The organism is uncultured Nostoc sp. (assembly GCF_937863485.1).
Lineage (GTDB): Bacteria > Cyanobacteriota > Cyanobacteriia > Cyanobacteriales > Nostocaceae > Nostoc.
On the sequence record NZ_CALMFY010000043.1, the window covers coordinates 24,365 to 41,495 of the forward strand.

The following is a 17,131-nucleotide window of genomic DNA, read 5'->3' on the forward strand; positions in this document are numbered from 1 at the left end:
AGGTTAAAGGCTTAACTCTCAAGGTTAAAGGCTTAACTCTCAAGGTTAAAGGCTTAACTCTCAAGGTTAAAGGCTTCCTACTTCCCTCGTGACCAATAATTCCTTGATCTACAGAGCAAATAGATTTATCTGTCAAATCAATCCAAAATCTAAAATCCAAAATTGTTTGACCAATTCATTTTAAAATTCAGGTAACATGGTATGACTATTGCACTAGACCGTCCAAAAAAAACTAAGTCTGCTCAAATTCGGGAAAAACTGGGTTATCCAATCATCGACACCGATGTACATACCCAAGAGTTTCCGCCAGCATTCTTGGACTATTTAGAGCAAGTTGCTGGAACTGCGATCGCACAGCGTTTCCAAGAACACTTACCCGGTGCATCTCGCTCTAAATGGTTCAAGCAATCTTGGGATGAACGCCGTACTCACCGTACCGCCCGCCCTCCCTTCTGGACTCGTCCTACCAATGATCCCCTAAATTTAGCTACTGTTAGTTTGCCAAAGTTGTTGCACGAACGCTTACAAGAAGCTGGTACAGACTTTGCCGTTGTGTACCCCAACTTGGCAACGATGGCACCACATATCGGCAATGAAGAAATGCGGCGGGCTGTTTGCCGTACAGCTAACACTTACCACGCTGATATTTTCCGTCCTTATAGCGATCGCTTAACACCCATTGCTTCCATTCCAATGAATACGCCCGAAGAGGCGATCGAAGAGTTGGAATATGCGGTAAAAGTGCTGGGACTCAAAGCAATTCAAATCCCCGGACATATCCGCCGCCCGATTCCCGCTTTCGAGAAGTATGGCGAAGAAGTAGCCAACGAAGCCATTTGGATTGACACCTTTGGCTTGGATAGCAAATATGATTACGATCCCTTCTGGGCGAAGTGCGTAGAACTGAAAGTTGTACCCACCACCCACTCTTCCGGTATGGGCTGGATAAATCGGCGTTCGATTAGCAATTACCAATACAACCATATTGGTCACTTTGCATCGGCTGCGGAAGCACTATGTAAATCTCTATTCTTTGGTGGTGTAACTCACCGCTTCCCCACACTGAAGTTTGCCTTTTTAGAAGGTGGTGCAGCTTGGGGTGCTAGTTTGTACACCGATTTGATTTGGCACTGGGATACCCGCAATAAAGATCATATGGTGGAAAATAATAATCCTGCCAATGTTAATTATGAAGAACTGCTAGAATTCTATACCCGCTATGGTGATGAATTAATACAGGGTCGTTTGGATCAGCTAGGTAGCGGTTTAGGTTTCCACGCTGACTTAGTATCTCCCCTAGAGCCAGGTGATTTGGATGAATTCGCCGTAGCAGGAGTTACCAAGCCAGAGGATATCCGCGATCGCTTCTTGAATCATTTCTACTTCGGTACAGAATCAGATGATACCCGTGTAGCCCAAGCCTTTAACCGCAAAGCTAATCCTTATGGCGATCGCGTTAAAGCATTTTTAGGTTCCGATTCTGGTCACTGGGACGTACCCGATATTACTGCGATCGCAGCTAATACCTATTCAATGGTAGAACGCAAGATTATCACCGAAGAAGATTTGCAATATTTCCTGTCAATTCATCCCTTGGAGTTATACACCAGCCTGAATCGTGACTTCTTCAAAGGTACGGCTGTCGAGAAAACAGCAGATGAATTTTTGGCTACGAAAAGGTAAGAGACGCGATAAATCGCCGTCTCTACAAAGCGATTTATCGCGTCTTTGCCAATGCCTATAAACATTTGATAAGGGTAAACTATTATGACGATCGCTCTAGACCGCCCACAAAAAACCAGGTCTGCTCAAATTCGGGAAAAACTTGGTTATCCAATCATTGACACTGATGTACATACCCAAGAATTTGAACCAGCAGTTTTGGATTATTTAGAGCAAGTTGGCGGAACTGCGCTTGTGGAACGTTTCAAAGAAAATTTACCAGGATCTTCCCGCTTTAAGTGGTATAAACAAACTTGGGAAGAACGTTTTGCTTATCGCAGCAATCGCCCTAACTGGTGGGGTCGTCCCACAAAAAATACTTTGAATTTGGCTACCATTAGCTTACCCAAGTTGCTGCATGAGCGCTTGCAAGAAGCAGGTACAGACTTTGCCGTTGTATACCCCAACTTGGCAACTTTGGCTCCGAATATCGGCAACGAAGAAATGCGGCGGGCTGTTTGTCGCGCAGTTAACACTTACCATGCTGACATTTTCCGCCCTTATAGCGATCGCCTAACACCGATTGCCGCGATTCCACTGCACACTCCCGAAGAAGGGATTGAAGAGTTGGAATATGCGGTGAATGTACTGGGACTCAAAGCAATTCAAATCCCCGGTTACGTCCGTCGTCCAATTCCTGCCTTTGAAAAATACGGCAAAGAAGTGGCTAACGAAGTGGTTTGGATTGATAACTTTGGTTTAGATAGCCAGTATGATTACGATCCATTCTGGGCTAAGTGCGTAGAACTGAAAGTTGTACCCACAACTCATGCATCTAGCCAAGGTTGGACAACTCAGCGTTCTGTTACCAACGCCCAGTATAATCACATTAATCACTTTGCCTTTGCAGCAGAAGCATTATGCAAATCGCTATTTTTTGGTGGAGTGACTCGCCGCTTCCCGCAATTAAAATTTGCCTTCTTAGAAGGTGGTTCAGCTTGGGGTGCTAGTCTATACGCTGATATTATTTGGCATTGGGAAACCCGCAACAAACAACATTTGTTGTCAAATAACAATCCTGCGATTATCGATAAGGAAGCACTAGTAGAGTTGTACACTCGCTACGGTGGCGAACTTGTAGATGGACGCTTAGATCAAATTGGTGACGGTTTAGGATTCCACCATCAACTATTGTCTCCAGAAGATCCAGGCGAACTCGATGAATTTGAACTAGCAGGAATTGATCAGCCAGAAGATGTGCGCGATCGCTTCTTGAATCATTTCTACTTCGGTACGGAATCAGATGATACCCGTGTATCTCAAGCATTTAACCGTGCTGCTAATCCCTTTGGCGACCGAGTTAAAGCCTTCTTGGGTTCAGATTCCGGTCACTGGGATGTGCCTGATATCACCGCCGTTACTGCCAACGCCTACTCAATGGCAGAACAGGAAATCATTACCGAAGAAGACCTTCGCTACTTCCTCTCAATCCATCCTTTGGAGTTGTACACCAGTCTTAATCAAGACTTCTTCAAGGGTACAGGTGTTGAGAAAGCCGCAAACGAATATCTAGCGGCTAAGAATTAGAGACTTGGGATTAGGGACTGAATTCTTCCCAATGCCCAATCTTTACAACGTTCCATGTTCCATTTCCTCTGTTCACTTGTAGGGTGGGTCGTTGCCCACTCTACATTTCTCCTAAATTCTGTGTCTGATTGCTGCCTACTGCTGAAACAATACCAAGGATGATTTGATTATGGTGCTAGATATTACAAAACCAAAGGACTACATTGACCTAGCAACTTCTCTATCCAAGGAACTTGCTCAATCCGCAGTTGAACGGGATGCTAAAGCCGGAGTTCCAGAAGAGGAAATTAATAAACTGCGTGAGAGTGGCCTGCTATCACTGATTGTACCTAAGCAATATGGTGGAATTGGCGCAACTTGGATTGATGCCTTAAAAATTGTCAGAAAACTGTCAAAAGCAGATGGTTCAATTGGTCAGTTGTATGGTAATCATCTCAACTTGACAGCTTTGGGTTACGTTTCCGGAACGCCAGCCCAAAAGGAAAAATATTATAGAGAAACTGCTAAAAATAACTTATTTTGGGCAAACGCCATCAATACACGGGATACTCGCCTGAAAATTAACCCAGAAGGCGAGAATTTTCGGGTTAATGGTCTTAAAAGCTTTGGTACGGGTATTTCTGTTGCAGATTATCGGGTATTTTCCGCTTTGGAAGATGGTGTAGAATTGCCCTTCATATTCATAATTCCCAAAGACAGGGAAGGGTTAGTTTCCAATCAAGATTGGGACAATATCGGGCAACGTCGCACTGATAGCGGTAGTTATACATTTAACAATGTCCTAGTAGAGAAAGATGAAATTTTGGGGCCACCCAATCCCCCTGATAGTGCCTTCTCAACTTTTCTTGGCATTATTGCCCAGCTAACAAAAACCAACGTTTATCTCGGAGTTACTAAAGGAGCCTTCGCCGCTGCTCGTGAGTACACTAAAACTACTACTAAACCGTGGATTACATCAGGGGTAGATAGTGCGACTGAAGATCCATATATTCTGCATCATTACGGAGATTTTTGGATTGAAATCCAAGCTGCGATCGCTCTAGCTGACCAAGCAGCCGAGAAGCTGCAAGCAGCATGGGAAAAAGATGCAGCACTCACTTATCAAGAGAGAGGAGAAGTTGCGATCGCAGTTTTCGCAGCCAGAGGATTAGCTAGCCGTGTAGGTATAGATATTACCAATCGCATCTTTGAAGTTACCGGAACTCGCGCCACTGCAACCAAATATGGATTTGACCGTTACTGGCGAGATTTGCGAACCTTTACCCTCCACGATCCTGTGGACTATAAATTGAGAGCGATCGGCGATTGGGTACTTAACGAGCAGCTACCTGTAATCACTCAATATTCTTAGGTCATTGGTTATTTCTCTCTCCACCTTTATCCTCAAAGACGCGATGAATCGCGTCTCTACTTACCAATCTAAAATCTAAAATCCAAAATTGATATGACTCAACTAAAAACACTTCCTACTTACGACCCAAGTTTATTTGAGGGAGCCGCAGAGGGCTATGCTCAATATAGAACCAAATACCCACCGATTATATTCGACAAACTAGCCGAAATATTTCATCTCAATGGTGAAGGACGACTCCTTGATTTGGGTACTGGGCCAGGATTAATTTCAATTCCTCTACGAACCAGATTTGAGGAAGTTGTTGCGATCGATCCCGATTCAGAAATGATTGCAGAAGCTAAACGGCAAGCAGCAGCAGTAGGAGCAAATAATATTACTTGGTTAGAACAAGGGGCAGAGTTAATCGACTCTAGTTTAGGAACATTTAAGTTAGCCACTATTGGTAGAGCCTTCCATTGGATGGAACGCGAATTAGTACTTGAGAGCCTTTATAAATTGCTTTCTGATGATGGTGGACTAGCACTGCTTAACACTGGTGACAACCCTTGGGAAAGCAATCTACCTTGGAAACAAGCTGCTGTGGGAGTAGTGAAGAAATGGTTAGGTGAAGAGCGGCGGACTGGACAACGAGGACAAGGCACTCGTAAGCCAGTCGATCCTCCCCATGAAGTCGTAATTGCCAATTCGGCTTTTGCTCGTCAAGAAGTCTATGAAGTGCCATTTGAAAAATCTTGGACTGTCGATAGCTATCTCGGTTACTTATACACTACAGCCTTTTCTCTCAAAATTTTCTATGGCGATAACGCCCCAGCATTTGAAACAGATCTTAGAGAAGCGTTATTAGCAGTTGAGCCGTCTGGACATTTTACAGAAGAACTCAAAGCTACAATCCTAGTCGCTTGGAAGCACTAGCAAAATTGAACACGAACAAATTTCAATCTTCCACTAGCACGACATTGGAGTGGGCCCTTCTCACTCCACTTCCTAAATTTTTTCCTCCTAACTATTAAATTTTCAGTTCATCAAGTCCTTATAGGGTGGGTTATACCCACTCTATTTCCTAACTTCAGACATTACAAAAAATTATTTTTATTTATTAAAAAGTTCTCCCCGATAACCCATATGCATTACATAAGCGAATTTAACCAATTCAAAAAACTGAGCCACAAAAAATTTGAATTTTACAAGGAAGTGTCATAATGTCAAAGCAAATGCACTTGGCTGGCTTCATGCACGCTTCCCATGTTGTTCACAGTCATGCCATCTGGCGTCATCCCAAAACACATTCAGGTTTTCTCCAACCAGAGTATTATCAAAATGTCGCCCGTACTTTAGAACGCGGTAAGTTTGACTTAGTTTTCTTCGCAGATATTTTGGCGCTTCCAGACCGCTATGGCAACAGTTTTGAAACCAGTGTCAAGTATGGTACTCAAGGTGCTGTCACCCTAGATCCTGTTCTAGTTGCGACAACAATGGCTGTTGCTACCCAAAAAATCGGAGTGGGTGTAACACGTTCTGCAACATACTATGCTCCCTACGATTTAGCTAGGACATTTGCGACATTAGATCACCTTTCTAAAGGTCGATCTGCTTGGAATGTTGTCACTTCTAGTGGTGATGGTACAGCCCAAAATTTTGGCATAGAAAAACATTTAGAACATGACACACGTTACGATCGCGCCGATGAATTTATCGAAGCTACCTTTAAACTTTGGGATAGCTGGAAAGAAGGCGCATTAATTTTAGATAAAGAAAATGGAATTTTTGCCGATCCTTCTAAAGTCGATTACGTTCACCACTCTGGAAAATGGCTCAAAACGAGAGGGCCTTTAACAGTTCCTCGCACCCCCCAAGCTCGTCCAGTGATCATCCAAGCCGGTTCTTCTGGACGTGGTAAAGAATTTGCGGCTCGTTGGGCAGAAACTATTTTCACATCTCCACTCACACCCGCTGATATGAAAACTTTCTACAAGGATGTGAAATCGCGGATGGGAAAATATGGACGTGATCCAGAAGATTGCAAAATTTTACCAGCTGTAGTGCCTTTTATCGGGGAAACAGAAAGTATTGCCAGAGAAAAACAAGCACTACACCATGAATTAGTTCACCCATTAGTGGGTTTAGCCTCTCTATCTAATGCCCTCAATTACGACCTCTCGGAATTTCCCTTAGATAAGCCTTTAAGTGAATTAGAATTTCGCGAAGGTGGTCAGAGTATGTATGACCAAATTTTGAAGTTGAGCCAAGACCAAGGTTTAACTTTGGGAGAAATTGGGAAACGTTACGGTCAAAGTCGTTTAGTTCTACAAATTGTTGGTAGCCCTACTCAAATTGCTGACCAACTCCAAGCAATCTTCCAAGATGAAGGCGCTGATGGTTTCGTGATTTCACCAGCTTATATTCCTGGTGCATTTGAAGATTTTGTGGATTTAGTAATTCCAGAATTACAACGACGGGGATTATTCCGTAAAGAGTATACTGGTAATACATTGCGAGAGCATCTAGGACTAAAAAGCCTGAATTAACAGTAAAATTAAGTCCAACAAAATTAAGGCTAAAAATATCCAGTTTCCTCAATAAATTACATTGAATTATGCTTAGAAGCTACAGAAAGTCATGGTTGCCTGCGAGTATAACTCGTTATTTTTTGCTGGCGTTTACGACTTTTCTGTTAGTTACAGGCTGTAGCCCTCAAAGCACTCAAAGCAATAGTCCCCAAGTTGAGCAAACTACTGCAAGCTTAAAAAAACTAGAGGTGATCACCATTGGTCATCAGAGCGGTACTCCTGGTCTGAACTTACTCAAAGCTCAGGGCTATTTGGAAAAGCGCTTTGCTTCTGATGGCATCACTATCAAGTGGATAGAATTCCGGGGCGGTCCCCCAATGATGGAAGCAATGGCCGCAAACAGCGTTGATATTGGCAACGTTGGGAACCTACCACCGATTTTTGCCCAAGCTGGTGATAATCCCATTGTCTATGTTGCTGCTACTGGCTCCAGCGCAGCTGCTCAAGCAGTTATTGTCCGTAAAGATTCACCAATCAAAACCCTCGCTGAACTCAAGGGTAAAAAAGTTGCTATACAAAAAGGAACAGCCCTGCAATATTTGCTTTTGAAAGCTATAGCGAGTGCCGGATTAACTCTCAATGATATTCAGCCTGCTTACCTGACTATTCCAGAAAGTCAGGTTGCTTTTGAAGCTGGCAAAGTTGACGTGTTGCCCACTAGTGATCCATTTTACGCTCGGAAAGAGCTAGCAAATGAAATACGAGTTCTAGTCAAAGGTTCTGATGTCGCCCCCCAAAGATCCTACTATATCGCTACACGCAATTTTGCTGAAAATCACCCCGACTTGGTGAAAGTGATTTTGTCAGAACAAAGGAAGGTAGAAGAATGGGCTAAAGCTAACCCCAATGAAGTTACTAAGTTGTTGGCAGCGCAAACTAGACAACAACCAGAAGTCTGGAAATGGGCTTTAGAAAGACGCCCTATCTTTGGTGTGTTTAATATAACTGATGAATTTGTCACCGAACAACAACAGGTAGTTGACCTTTTTTACAGTCAAAAGCTAATTCCTAAAACTTTTAAAATCAAAGATGCAGTGTGGAAACCTAAGAGTTAATTGATTAAAAGATCAATCAAAATTTAGAATCCAATCAGTGGGGGATTTATACCTACTACTAGATTATATTTTCGATGCGGTTGAAAAGACTTTTGCCGCCTGCTCTAGCTGTTTACGCTCAACAGTGTTGTACAGCTTGTTTTATGTAATTCTAATAGCTTTACATAATTTAATAACAATGATGCTAATAACTCGATGTGAATTAAATCAGCAATAGATATTTTTAATTATAGAAAAAATATTGAATTAGTCTAATTTTCAATTATATTAATAAACAAGAGTTCTTTTTGTTATTTAATTCGCAATTAATCATAATTGTTCTGACCACCTAGAAGGGAATAAATAAAACAACCCATGCCAGCTTTAAAAGGAAAGTTTGAATTCAGGAAAAGCCAGAGAACAACACGTCGTTCTTTGTTGTTTGCTCTGGGCTACTGCTTAATGCTAGCTACGGCCCTATCAAGTTGTAGTGAAGCAAAAAATAACACTCAGCAGTCAGCAGCTTCCCCTGAGTCGGTAGCTTCATCTAGCATTACAGAGAAGTCAACTGAGAAGCAAGTAGTACGGATTGTCCGTTCAAAACAACTTACCCCTTTAGCAGTTTTAGAAAAACAGGGTTCCTTAGAAAAGCGATTAGAGCCTCTAGGTTTTAAAGTGCAGTGGACTGAGTTTGCGGCTGGGCCACAACAGTTAGAAGCCCTAAATGCAAATGGACTAGATATTGCATCTACAGCTGAATCGCCTCCTGTATTTTCCCAAGCAGCAGGAGTGCCCCTTGTTTATCTAGCTAATACACGTCCTAGTGGTAAATCTATTTCACTTATAGTTCCTGTAAACTCTCCGATTAAAACTGTAAGCGATTTGAAAGGCAAAAAAGTGGCTTTTCAGAAAGCTTCTATTGGTCACTACCTATTAGTTAAAGCATTAGAAGATGCAGGACTGAAACTGAGCGATGTCAAATCAGTTTTTTTACCTCCAGCAGATGCAAATGCGGCATTCAGTCAGAATAAAGTGGATGCTTGGTATATTTGGGAGCCATTTGCTACTAGAAATGTACAAAATAAAATTGCTCGTGTTTTAGCAGATGGCGGGAAGTTGAGGGATACGGGTAACTTTTACTCAACCTCGCGCCAATTTTATCAGGCTCATCCTGATGTAATCAAAGTGTTTTTAGAGGAGTTAGAAAAGAAAGAAATCTGGACTAAGGATCATCCCAAAGAAGTAGCACAACTGCTTGCTCCTGTAACTAAGCTAGATCCACCGACTCTAGAAATAATGCATGATAAATATGACTATGGGCTAGTACCAATTACTGAGAAAAGCATTATCAAGCAACAGCAAGTTGCAGACAAGTGGTACAGCTTAGGACTTATCCCTAAGAAGGTGAATGTTAGAGACGGGTTTTTGACACCTGAAGAGTACGCCAAAATTACTCCCTCAGAAGTGTTAGCGAATAAGTAGTTATCGCCAAGAAGAAACTAAAACATAGGAGAATGTTATGCCTACCTCGACTTTGACAGAGGTTAAAATTAGGTCTATTGATGCCCCTTTGGGAGCCATAGTTACCGATCTTGATGCCACTCAACCTATTGCACCTGAAGTTATATTACAACTTAAGCAAGCTCTACGCGATCGCCATATCTTGATCTTCAAAGAGCAACAACTCTCTGATGAACAGCTTTTGAACTTTTCTTTATACTTTGGCGCACTCTTTGTACCATCTGATGAAACTCCAGTATTGGCTTCTAAACCAGGAGAAACTCCGGTGGTGATTCCGATTTCCAACGTCGATGGTGGCTATACCGGTACTGGAGAACTAACTTTCCATTCTGACCACAAATGGACTCCCACCCCATCTAGTGGTTCGCTTCTTTATGCTTTGGAAATACCTTCTCAAGGTGGAAATACTTATTGGTTAAATACTAATTTGGCCTATGAGGCGTTAGACGAAACCACCAAAGAACGGATTGCAGATTTACAGTTAATTACCTACAACCCATTCTTGCGAGATCGGAATGCACCCCGCTCTTTGTATCGTTTAGACAAGAATATTCCCTTAATAAGTCCTATCTTTCCCCATCCTCTAGTTAGGACACATCCTGAAAGTGGTAAAAAGCATCTTTACTTAGATGCTGCTACAGAAGTGGAAATTGTCGGGTTAGAGCCTGAAGAAGGATCTAAACTGATTGAACAGTTGAGGCAACATCTAAATGAACCCAAGTTTTACTACCAACACAAATGGTCTGTAGGTGATATTGTCTACTGGGATAATCAAGCTACCTTGCATTATCGTCAAGCATTCGATCCGAATGAGCGACGGGTATTAAAGCGGGTTAGCCTTGCAGGTAGTCGTCCCTTTTAGTCTCTATATCTGAACTAGAGATGCAAGAAATTGCGTCTCTACAAAACCAAAATCATAAGTGAAAATTATCCACCCTAATTCATAAATCAGATAGCAGGAAAACTTGAGTTATTAGGTAAAAGCATTTTACTCAAATCCGCTAAATAACATGTTATATATTAAAGTTTTTTAAAATAATTTATTATTCTTTTAAAAAACTTTATTGAATTAAATTATATTAATATATCTTTTTTAAGAGAATAAAAATAGTGTTTATAAACACTTCATTAAAATTAAACAATAGATAAAATTTAGACGTAAATTAATAGTTTTCAAACATCACAGGTAGATTGAAAAGCGAAAATTAATTTATTTAAAATTTGATTGATTTTATTTCAATCAGAGATTAGTTTAACCTGAAGGTCTAAAATGTTTAGCAATACCGTTAAAATTAAGTCACCAATAATCAGAAAAGTAGCATTATTTGTAATGCCTGGTTTTTTGGCTTTATCTACCACATTAATAAGTTGTACATCAACCAGCGATAATACAAATACTGCAACCGGCCCAAAAGCAGATCCAGCAGCAACAAAAACCATTACTTTTAAAACAAAAGTGCTGCGAATTGGGTATCAAAGCTCTGGTGATTTAGTTAGAGTAACAGGAGTTTTAGAAAAACGTTTAGAACCCTTGGGTGTCAAAGTTGAATGGGCACAATTTGCCCAAGGGCCGCAACTCATGGAAGCGATGAATGTCGGCAAAATTGATATTGGATCAGTTGGAGAAACTCCTCCCATTTTTGCCCAAGCTGCTGGTGCAAGAATCGTCTATCTTGCTGGTAGACGAATTACTGCTATTTCAGGGAAAGGGAGTGCGATCGCAGTTCCTAAAGGTTCTCCAATTAATACTTTAGCCCAAATCAAAGGACAAAAAGTCGTCTTTCAAAAAGGTTCAGCTTCTCACTATTTCATTATCAAAGCTTTAGAAGAAGTGGGCTTAAAATACAGTGATATTAAAGTCTTGAGTATGCCCAATGTCGAAGCCCGTGGTGCATTTATTCAGGGCACTATTCCAGTTTGGGTAACTGGCGATCCTCACTTAGCTTTGGTAGAAAAACTCCACGGTGCGCGTGTGCTACGAGATGCCACAAATATTGGTACTCCAGGAGGATACTATGTAGGAACAGGAGAGTTTGCTAGGGAAAATCCAAAATTACTTCGGATTATCTTGGAAGAGATTGATAAAAATGGTCAATGGGCAGAAGCAAATCGTAAAGAGGTAGCCAAACTAATAGCACCCGTGCTTAAAATTGATCTACCTATTCAAGAAATAATTTGTGGACGCGCTAACTATCGACTTAAAGGAATTACTCCAGAGTTGATGAAAGCTCAACAAAATGTGGCAGATTTATTTTATAGCGAAAAAATCTTGCCTAAAAAGATTGATGTTCAGGAAGCACTACTCACACCTAAAGAATATGCAGCTATCACTCCACCAACACTTATAAGTGAAAAATAGATACTAATCAGATATGAGGTCTAAGGACTGGGGACTAGGAAAGAGTTTTCCAATACCCAATATTGAATCCTTTCAAGCCAACTAAAATACCAATTTACTAAACCCAAAAAGATATTTTTGGAAGTAGTGTCATATCAAATTTTAATACTAAATTGGTGTTTTAGGAGGTTGACAGAACAACTTCCTATTATCTTACTTGCTGAAAGAAAGTAAGACTGACAACGTAAAAGCTAAAACTTACAAGGAAAATCACAACTTATGATCAAGCCATTTCAACCACAACGCCGTACAGTTTTAAAGCGTATTGTCCAATATTCAGTACTGGGACTGTTTACTTTATCATCTTCCTTGGTGGGTAGCCTTGTGCAAAGCACCCAAGCGCAGACAGCCAAAGTAATTAACTTGGCGTATCAAAGTTCTGGTGATATTGTCAAGTCCAAAAAAACTGTTGAGCCACTTTTTAAAAAATTGGGTGTAACTGTGAATTGGGTTGGGCCATTCGCAGCAGGGCCGCAATTGATAAAAGCCCTGGATGAAGGTAAAGTGGATATCGGTACTGTCGGAGAGACACCTCCAATATTTGACCAAGTTGCACGCCCAGGCCTCGTCCCTGAAGTTGTCTATCTTACTGGACGCACGCCCACCGATGGTACAAACCAAGGTCTTGTAGTGAAAGCTAATTCTTCCATTAAGAAAGTAGCTGATCTTAAAGGTAAGAAAATTGCTTTTCAGGTAGGGTCGAATGCACAGTATTTACTAGCAAAAGCGTTGAAAGAGGTAGGATTAAAACTTAGCGATATTAAAATCGTTGCTTTGACTCCAACTCAAGCCGAAGATGCCTTTATTAAAGACCAGGCTGACGCCTGGGTGGGTGGCGATCCTCTTTTAGCTGCTGTGGAAAAGACTACCCCGATTCGAGTTTTGAGAAATGCAAAAGGAATTAACATTCTCAACGGCTTTTATATTGGCAGACGTGCATTTGTCACCCAAAATCCGCAATTGGTGCGAGTGTTTTTAGAGGAAGCAGAAAAGGTAGGAGAAGCGGCTGAAAAAAACCCAAGCGATTATGCCAAAATTTTAGTTTATGAGCAGAAATTAGATCCAGCAGTTGCACTAAAGGTGGCAAGCCGTCGTACTTATAAATTGAAAAAAATTACACCTGCGATCGTTGCCCTACAGCAGAGCGTTGCTGATTTTTATTATGAGGAAAAAGTTATCTCGCGTAAGATTGATATCAAACAAGGGATTCTTTCTGATCTACAATATAAAGCGATCATACCTGATAATATCAAGTAACGGTAAACAGGTAAAGGCAAGTTTATTCAGCTATTAACTTGGCTAGTTATTAGACTGTAGCGAAAGTTTGCCTAACTTTAACAAAGGGCTTAACAAGTTGCTCAACTAACTTGTTAAGCCTATTGTCTGGTTAAGTAAAAACCGAGGAAAAAACAAGCGATCGCAAATCTTTTTATAGATATATGATTTGGGATTGACAATTAGTTTTAATTAAAATGTTCCAGTGATGAAAATCACACCTCAACGTATCAAGTAACGGGAACAGGTAGAGGCAGGTTTATTCAGCGATTAAGTTGGCGATCGCTTCTACTAACTCGGCTGGCTCTACTGGTTTGGCAAGATGCTTGTCAAATCCGGCTCCTAGTACTTGCTTGGCGTTAATTTCTCCAGCATAGGCAGTAAGTGCGTAGTTTACCGCCGTAGGCATCGCCCGGACTTGTGATAAATACAAGAATAGTATTGACCAATCTATAGTTCATTGTCAATAAGCCACTCTTTTTTCTCCATTTTTTAAAAGGGTCTGTACCCTCTAACCTTTATATGGATTGGTTTAGCGATGATTGTCGCCCCTTGAAGTGTACGACCCCAATTAGTGCAACATTGGCACAAACACAGAGAGATGCTGTATTCCAAGCAATTAACACAATTAAAGAAAACTTACTATTTTTAGTTGATTTGAGTGCAGATGACCGAAAAGCTTTACCTAAGATGGGAGATAAGAGTCGGGCGTTTGTAAGCATTGCATTAGAGGTGGCGACGCAGAACCCGGAGTTTTTACCGCGATCGTTTGACCTAGATGAGATGCGGAAAGATGTGCAGTTATTTGAAGCATTGTATCCATTATTGCTGTCGTTGACACAATTGCAAGATTTGCTAGATGATACCCCGCCTTGGCTGTGGGCAGCGAAGCGTATGCAGCTGCATTGCAAGTATATAACTATGCTAAAGTCAGTGGTCAGGGGACAGGTTTAGATACGATGGTTGAAGAAATGGGGCAACGGTTTTCCCGTAGAAATCGGAAAGTCAAGTCTCAACAGGTAGCGCCGGAGAAAATAGCTCACCAATTGTATTCTTAAAGTGCAAGTTTAAAGTTCAAAGTTTGAACGTTCGAGCAAAAAAGTCCCAGTTCCAAGTTCAGAAGCTCAAGTTCAAGTAATACCAATTAAAAAAAAGAATGCGACAAATAGACCATTTGTAGAGACGCGATTCATCGCGTCTTCACCCAAGGATGTGTTGCAATCATTAATTGAATTGGTATAAAAAGGTCAAAGTCCCAAGTTCAAAGGTTAAAAATTTGAATTTTGAGAGCGATGTCTACGACGGGCTACGCCTACGCAAAAGTATTTATCCCGAAAAATCGTCTCTGAAGAAGCATCATTAAGGGTTATAGGACTAGCCCTTTCAAGGTGACTCGTAAAATAAGATTGTTTTTTCTCAGCGCTCACCTAAGTTCAGATACCTGCGGTGGTCACTGACTTGTACTGAGCGCAGTCGTAAAGCCTGCGGCATAGCTACGCCCTAAGCGCCAGCCTCTCCAAGAGTTGTAGCTTTGCCGTACCCCTACGGGGATCTTGCTAGCAAGAGCGTCTTGTAGAGAAGTGCAGGCTGCGCCAACGGCACAAGCTGCCGCTCCGAGTTCTCTCTGTGCCTCTACGGTTTAAAAGTAATTTATCTAACCACTCCAGACGCAGAGAGCACAGAGGTAAGAGGTTAAAAAGGGATTGATTGACCAATATTTTTACACACCTTAAAAGGGCTTATCTATTTCATTAGAATTCTGTATTTTGGGTATTTCTTGAATACACCGTACCATGTTTATTTAACCTGATTTTAACTTCTTCCTAAATTACTATTAAAATACGGTAAGTCTATTGATTCTAAGTGTTTTTTAAAACCTTAGTAAGGTAAGTGTGCTGATGCTCAAGACTCACGACCCTACACAAATCCTGATACTGTTAATTGGGGGTTCCACGCTGCTTCTCTATGGTGTAAAACAAGTTACCGATGCAATGGAGCGGGCATTAGATTCACGTCTGCGGCTTGCCATGATAACGCTGGCGAAGCATCCAATAGCAGCTTTTGTGTCAGGTATGATCGTAACCATGCTAACCCAAAGCTCCACAGCAACTGCCTCAGTGATGGTGGGGCTAGTCAGCGCCCAGTTGGTGCCATTAGCAACCGCAGTGATCATGCTACAGGGATCTGCGGTTGGCTCTACATTGGTAGTGCAACTACTAGCTTTCCACATCACTGACTATGCACAAGAGTTCCTGGGTTTAGCGGCAGCATTTGCTTTGTTGACCCGACGCAAGGCTCTGCGGGATCTTGGGCGTGGCGTATTCAGTTTTGGATTGGTGTTGCAGGGGTTGGCGATGATTGATGCCAGTTGTGTTCCCATTGCCGATAGTTCGATTACGAATGACATTATGCAGGTACTCTCCCAGTCTCCCCTGGTGTTGATCCTACTGGGGGTGCTGCTGGCAGCAGTGTTTGTCTCCAGCATCGCGGCGATTGGAATCGTAATGGTACTAGCTGGGGCACATGCCTTCCCACTGGAAGCGGCTCTGGCAGTAACACTGGGTGCCAATATCGGCACAACACTCATGCCGTTACTCACTGCATTGAACCGAGGCAGCGTCGTTGCCCGCCGACTAGGATTCATTTATGTTGGCACCAGGCTGGCTGGGGGAATATTGGCGTTGGCATTGCTGAATCCCTTGGCGGTGTTATTGACTCGTCTCTTGCCCAATCCATCAACACAAGTAGCATTGGCACACCTGGGATTCAACTTGATCCTGGCGATCGTTTTTGTACCACTAGCAAATTCACTTGCAGACTTCGCTACCAGACTGCTACCAGAACCTGAAGCAGAAAAGAAACTGAGTGTGCGCTATCTTGATCCCAATGCCTTGACATTACCTGCGATCGCACTCGGTCAAGCAATGCGCGAAATTCTGCGGATGGCGGATTTGGCAACAGAGATGCTACAGCTTAGTATTCAGGCGTTTGAAGACGGGGTGAAAGATTTGCCTAAACAGATTGGGGCACTTGATAACCAGCTTGACGATTTGGAAACTGCTATCAAGCATTACCTAATTCAACTCAATGATGAATTACTGACGGAGGAACAGTCGCAACGGGAGTTGACATTGCTTTATATCAGTACGGAGTTAGAGGCAATTGGCGACATCATCGACCGACAACTCATGCGATTAGCTCGACGCAAACGACGCAAACAAATTGCTTTTTCTCAGCAAGAGTGGAACGACATTGTTGCTTACCACGGTGATGTGCTGGCACTGCTGCAAAAAACACTGACAGGGCTGGCTGCACAAGATCCAACGATCGCAGGTGAAGTTTTGGCGCAGCGGCAGTCGCTCAACCAAATTAAGCGGGAAATTTATCTAAGGCATCACCAGCATCTCAGTTCAGGAGATTCTGTGAGTCTTAATGCTAGTTCCATTCATTTGGAGATGATTAATGCGATGAGTCGTATTCTCTCCCACACCTGTAGCATTGCCCGTGTTATTCAGGGAGAGTTGTAATATTGTGGACAGGTTTGAGCAGAAGAAGCGATCGCCTTCTAACCCTCATCATCCAACCTCAAACCCTCAAGTTTCAACCTCAGAAGCTCAACATTCGAGCAAAAAGGTCCCAGTTCCAAGTTCAGAGGATAAACGTTTGATTTAAAAGGTCGAAGTTTAGACAAGAGAGGGACAACGATACAGAAATTATCGCGAAGTATCGACTA

General features: G+C 42.1%; 12 protein-coding genes and 1 pseudogene. 12 read left to right on the top strand and 1 reads right to left on the bottom strand.

The features are described from left to right. Positions 1-201 precede the first annotated feature (201 nt). The 10 genes from Q0541_RS05755 (at position 202) to Q0541_RS05800 (ending at position 13,380) form a co-directional block, all read left to right on the top strand. A complete protein-coding gene (locus Q0541_RS05755; protein ID WP_298906860.1) occupies positions 202-1,683 on the top strand; it encodes an amidohydrolase family protein in 1,482 nt (493 codons plus the stop codon). A gap of 84 nt (positions 1,684-1,767) precedes the next feature. Next, a complete protein-coding gene (locus Q0541_RS05760; RefSeq protein ID WP_298906864.1) occupies positions 1,768-3,249 on the top strand; it encodes an amidohydrolase family protein in 1,482 nt (493 codons plus the stop codon). Positions 3,250-3,418: 169 nt separating this feature from the next. Then, positions 3,419-4,600 (top strand): acyl-CoA dehydrogenase family protein, encoded by a 1,182-nt coding sequence (locus Q0541_RS05765; protein ID WP_298906866.1) that lies wholly within the window; start codon positions 3,419-3,421, stop codon positions 4,598-4,600. 93 nt (positions 4,601-4,693) lie between these two features. Then, positions 4,694-5,515: a class I SAM-dependent methyltransferase gene (locus Q0541_RS05770; protein ID WP_298906868.1), complete on the top strand. Its 822-nt coding sequence runs from the start codon at positions 4,694-4,696 to the stop codon at positions 5,513-5,515. 287 nt (positions 5,516-5,802) lie between these two features. After that, positions 5,803-7,128: an LLM class flavin-dependent oxidoreductase gene (locus Q0541_RS05775; protein ID WP_298906870.1), complete on the top strand. Its 1,326-nt coding sequence runs from the start codon at positions 5,803-5,805 to the stop codon at positions 7,126-7,128. Positions 7,129-7,223: 95 nt separating this feature from the next. Continuing rightward, positions 7,224-8,225 (top strand): aliphatic sulfonate ABC transporter substrate-binding protein, encoded by a 1,002-nt coding sequence (locus Q0541_RS05780; protein ID WP_298906874.1) that lies wholly within the window; start codon positions 7,224-7,226, stop codon positions 8,223-8,225. Positions 8,226-8,579: 354 nt separating this feature from the next. Then, complete coding sequence (locus Q0541_RS05785) at positions 8,580-9,686, top strand: aliphatic sulfonate ABC transporter substrate-binding protein (RefSeq protein ID WP_298906876.1); 1,107 nt, start codon at positions 8,580-8,582, stop codon at positions 9,684-9,686. Positions 9,687-9,723: 37 nt separating this feature from the next. Further along, positions 9,724-10,587, top strand: coding sequence for a TauD/TfdA family dioxygenase (locus tag Q0541_RS05790; protein ID WP_298906878.1), 864 nt, complete (start codon positions 9,724-9,726; stop codon positions 10,585-10,587). Positions 10,588-10,995: 408 nt separating this feature from the next. Beyond that, positions 10,996-12,084: a sulfonate ABC transporter substrate-binding protein gene (locus Q0541_RS05795; protein WP_298906880.1), complete on the top strand. Its 1,089-nt coding sequence runs from the start codon at positions 10,996-10,998 to the stop codon at positions 12,082-12,084. Between the two features lie 258 nt (positions 12,085-12,342). Next, on the top strand, positions 12,343-13,380 hold the full coding sequence (locus tag Q0541_RS05800; protein WP_298906882.1) for an aliphatic sulfonate ABC transporter substrate-binding protein: 1,038 nt from the start codon (positions 12,343-12,345) through the stop codon (positions 13,378-13,380). A 277-nt stretch (positions 13,381-13,657) separates the two neighbouring features. Here the strand turns inward: Q0541_RS05800 and Q0541_RS05805 are convergent, their stop codons facing one another. Next, positions 13,658-13,831, bottom strand: coding sequence for a hypothetical protein (locus Q0541_RS05805; RefSeq protein ID WP_298906884.1), 174 nt, complete (start codon positions 13,829-13,831; stop codon positions 13,658-13,660). A gap of 89 nt (positions 13,832-13,920) precedes the next feature. Here Q0541_RS05805 and Q0541_RS05810 point away from each other — a divergent pair. Next, positions 13,921-14,456, top strand: a pseudogene (locus Q0541_RS05810) (hypothetical protein). Positions 14,457-15,296: 840 nt separating this feature from the next. Next, positions 15,297-16,925, top strand: a complete 1,629-nt coding sequence (locus Q0541_RS05815) for a Na/Pi cotransporter family protein (protein ID WP_298906886.1) — start codon at positions 15,297-15,299, stop codon at positions 16,923-16,925. Positions 16,926-17,131 lie beyond the last annotated feature (206 nt).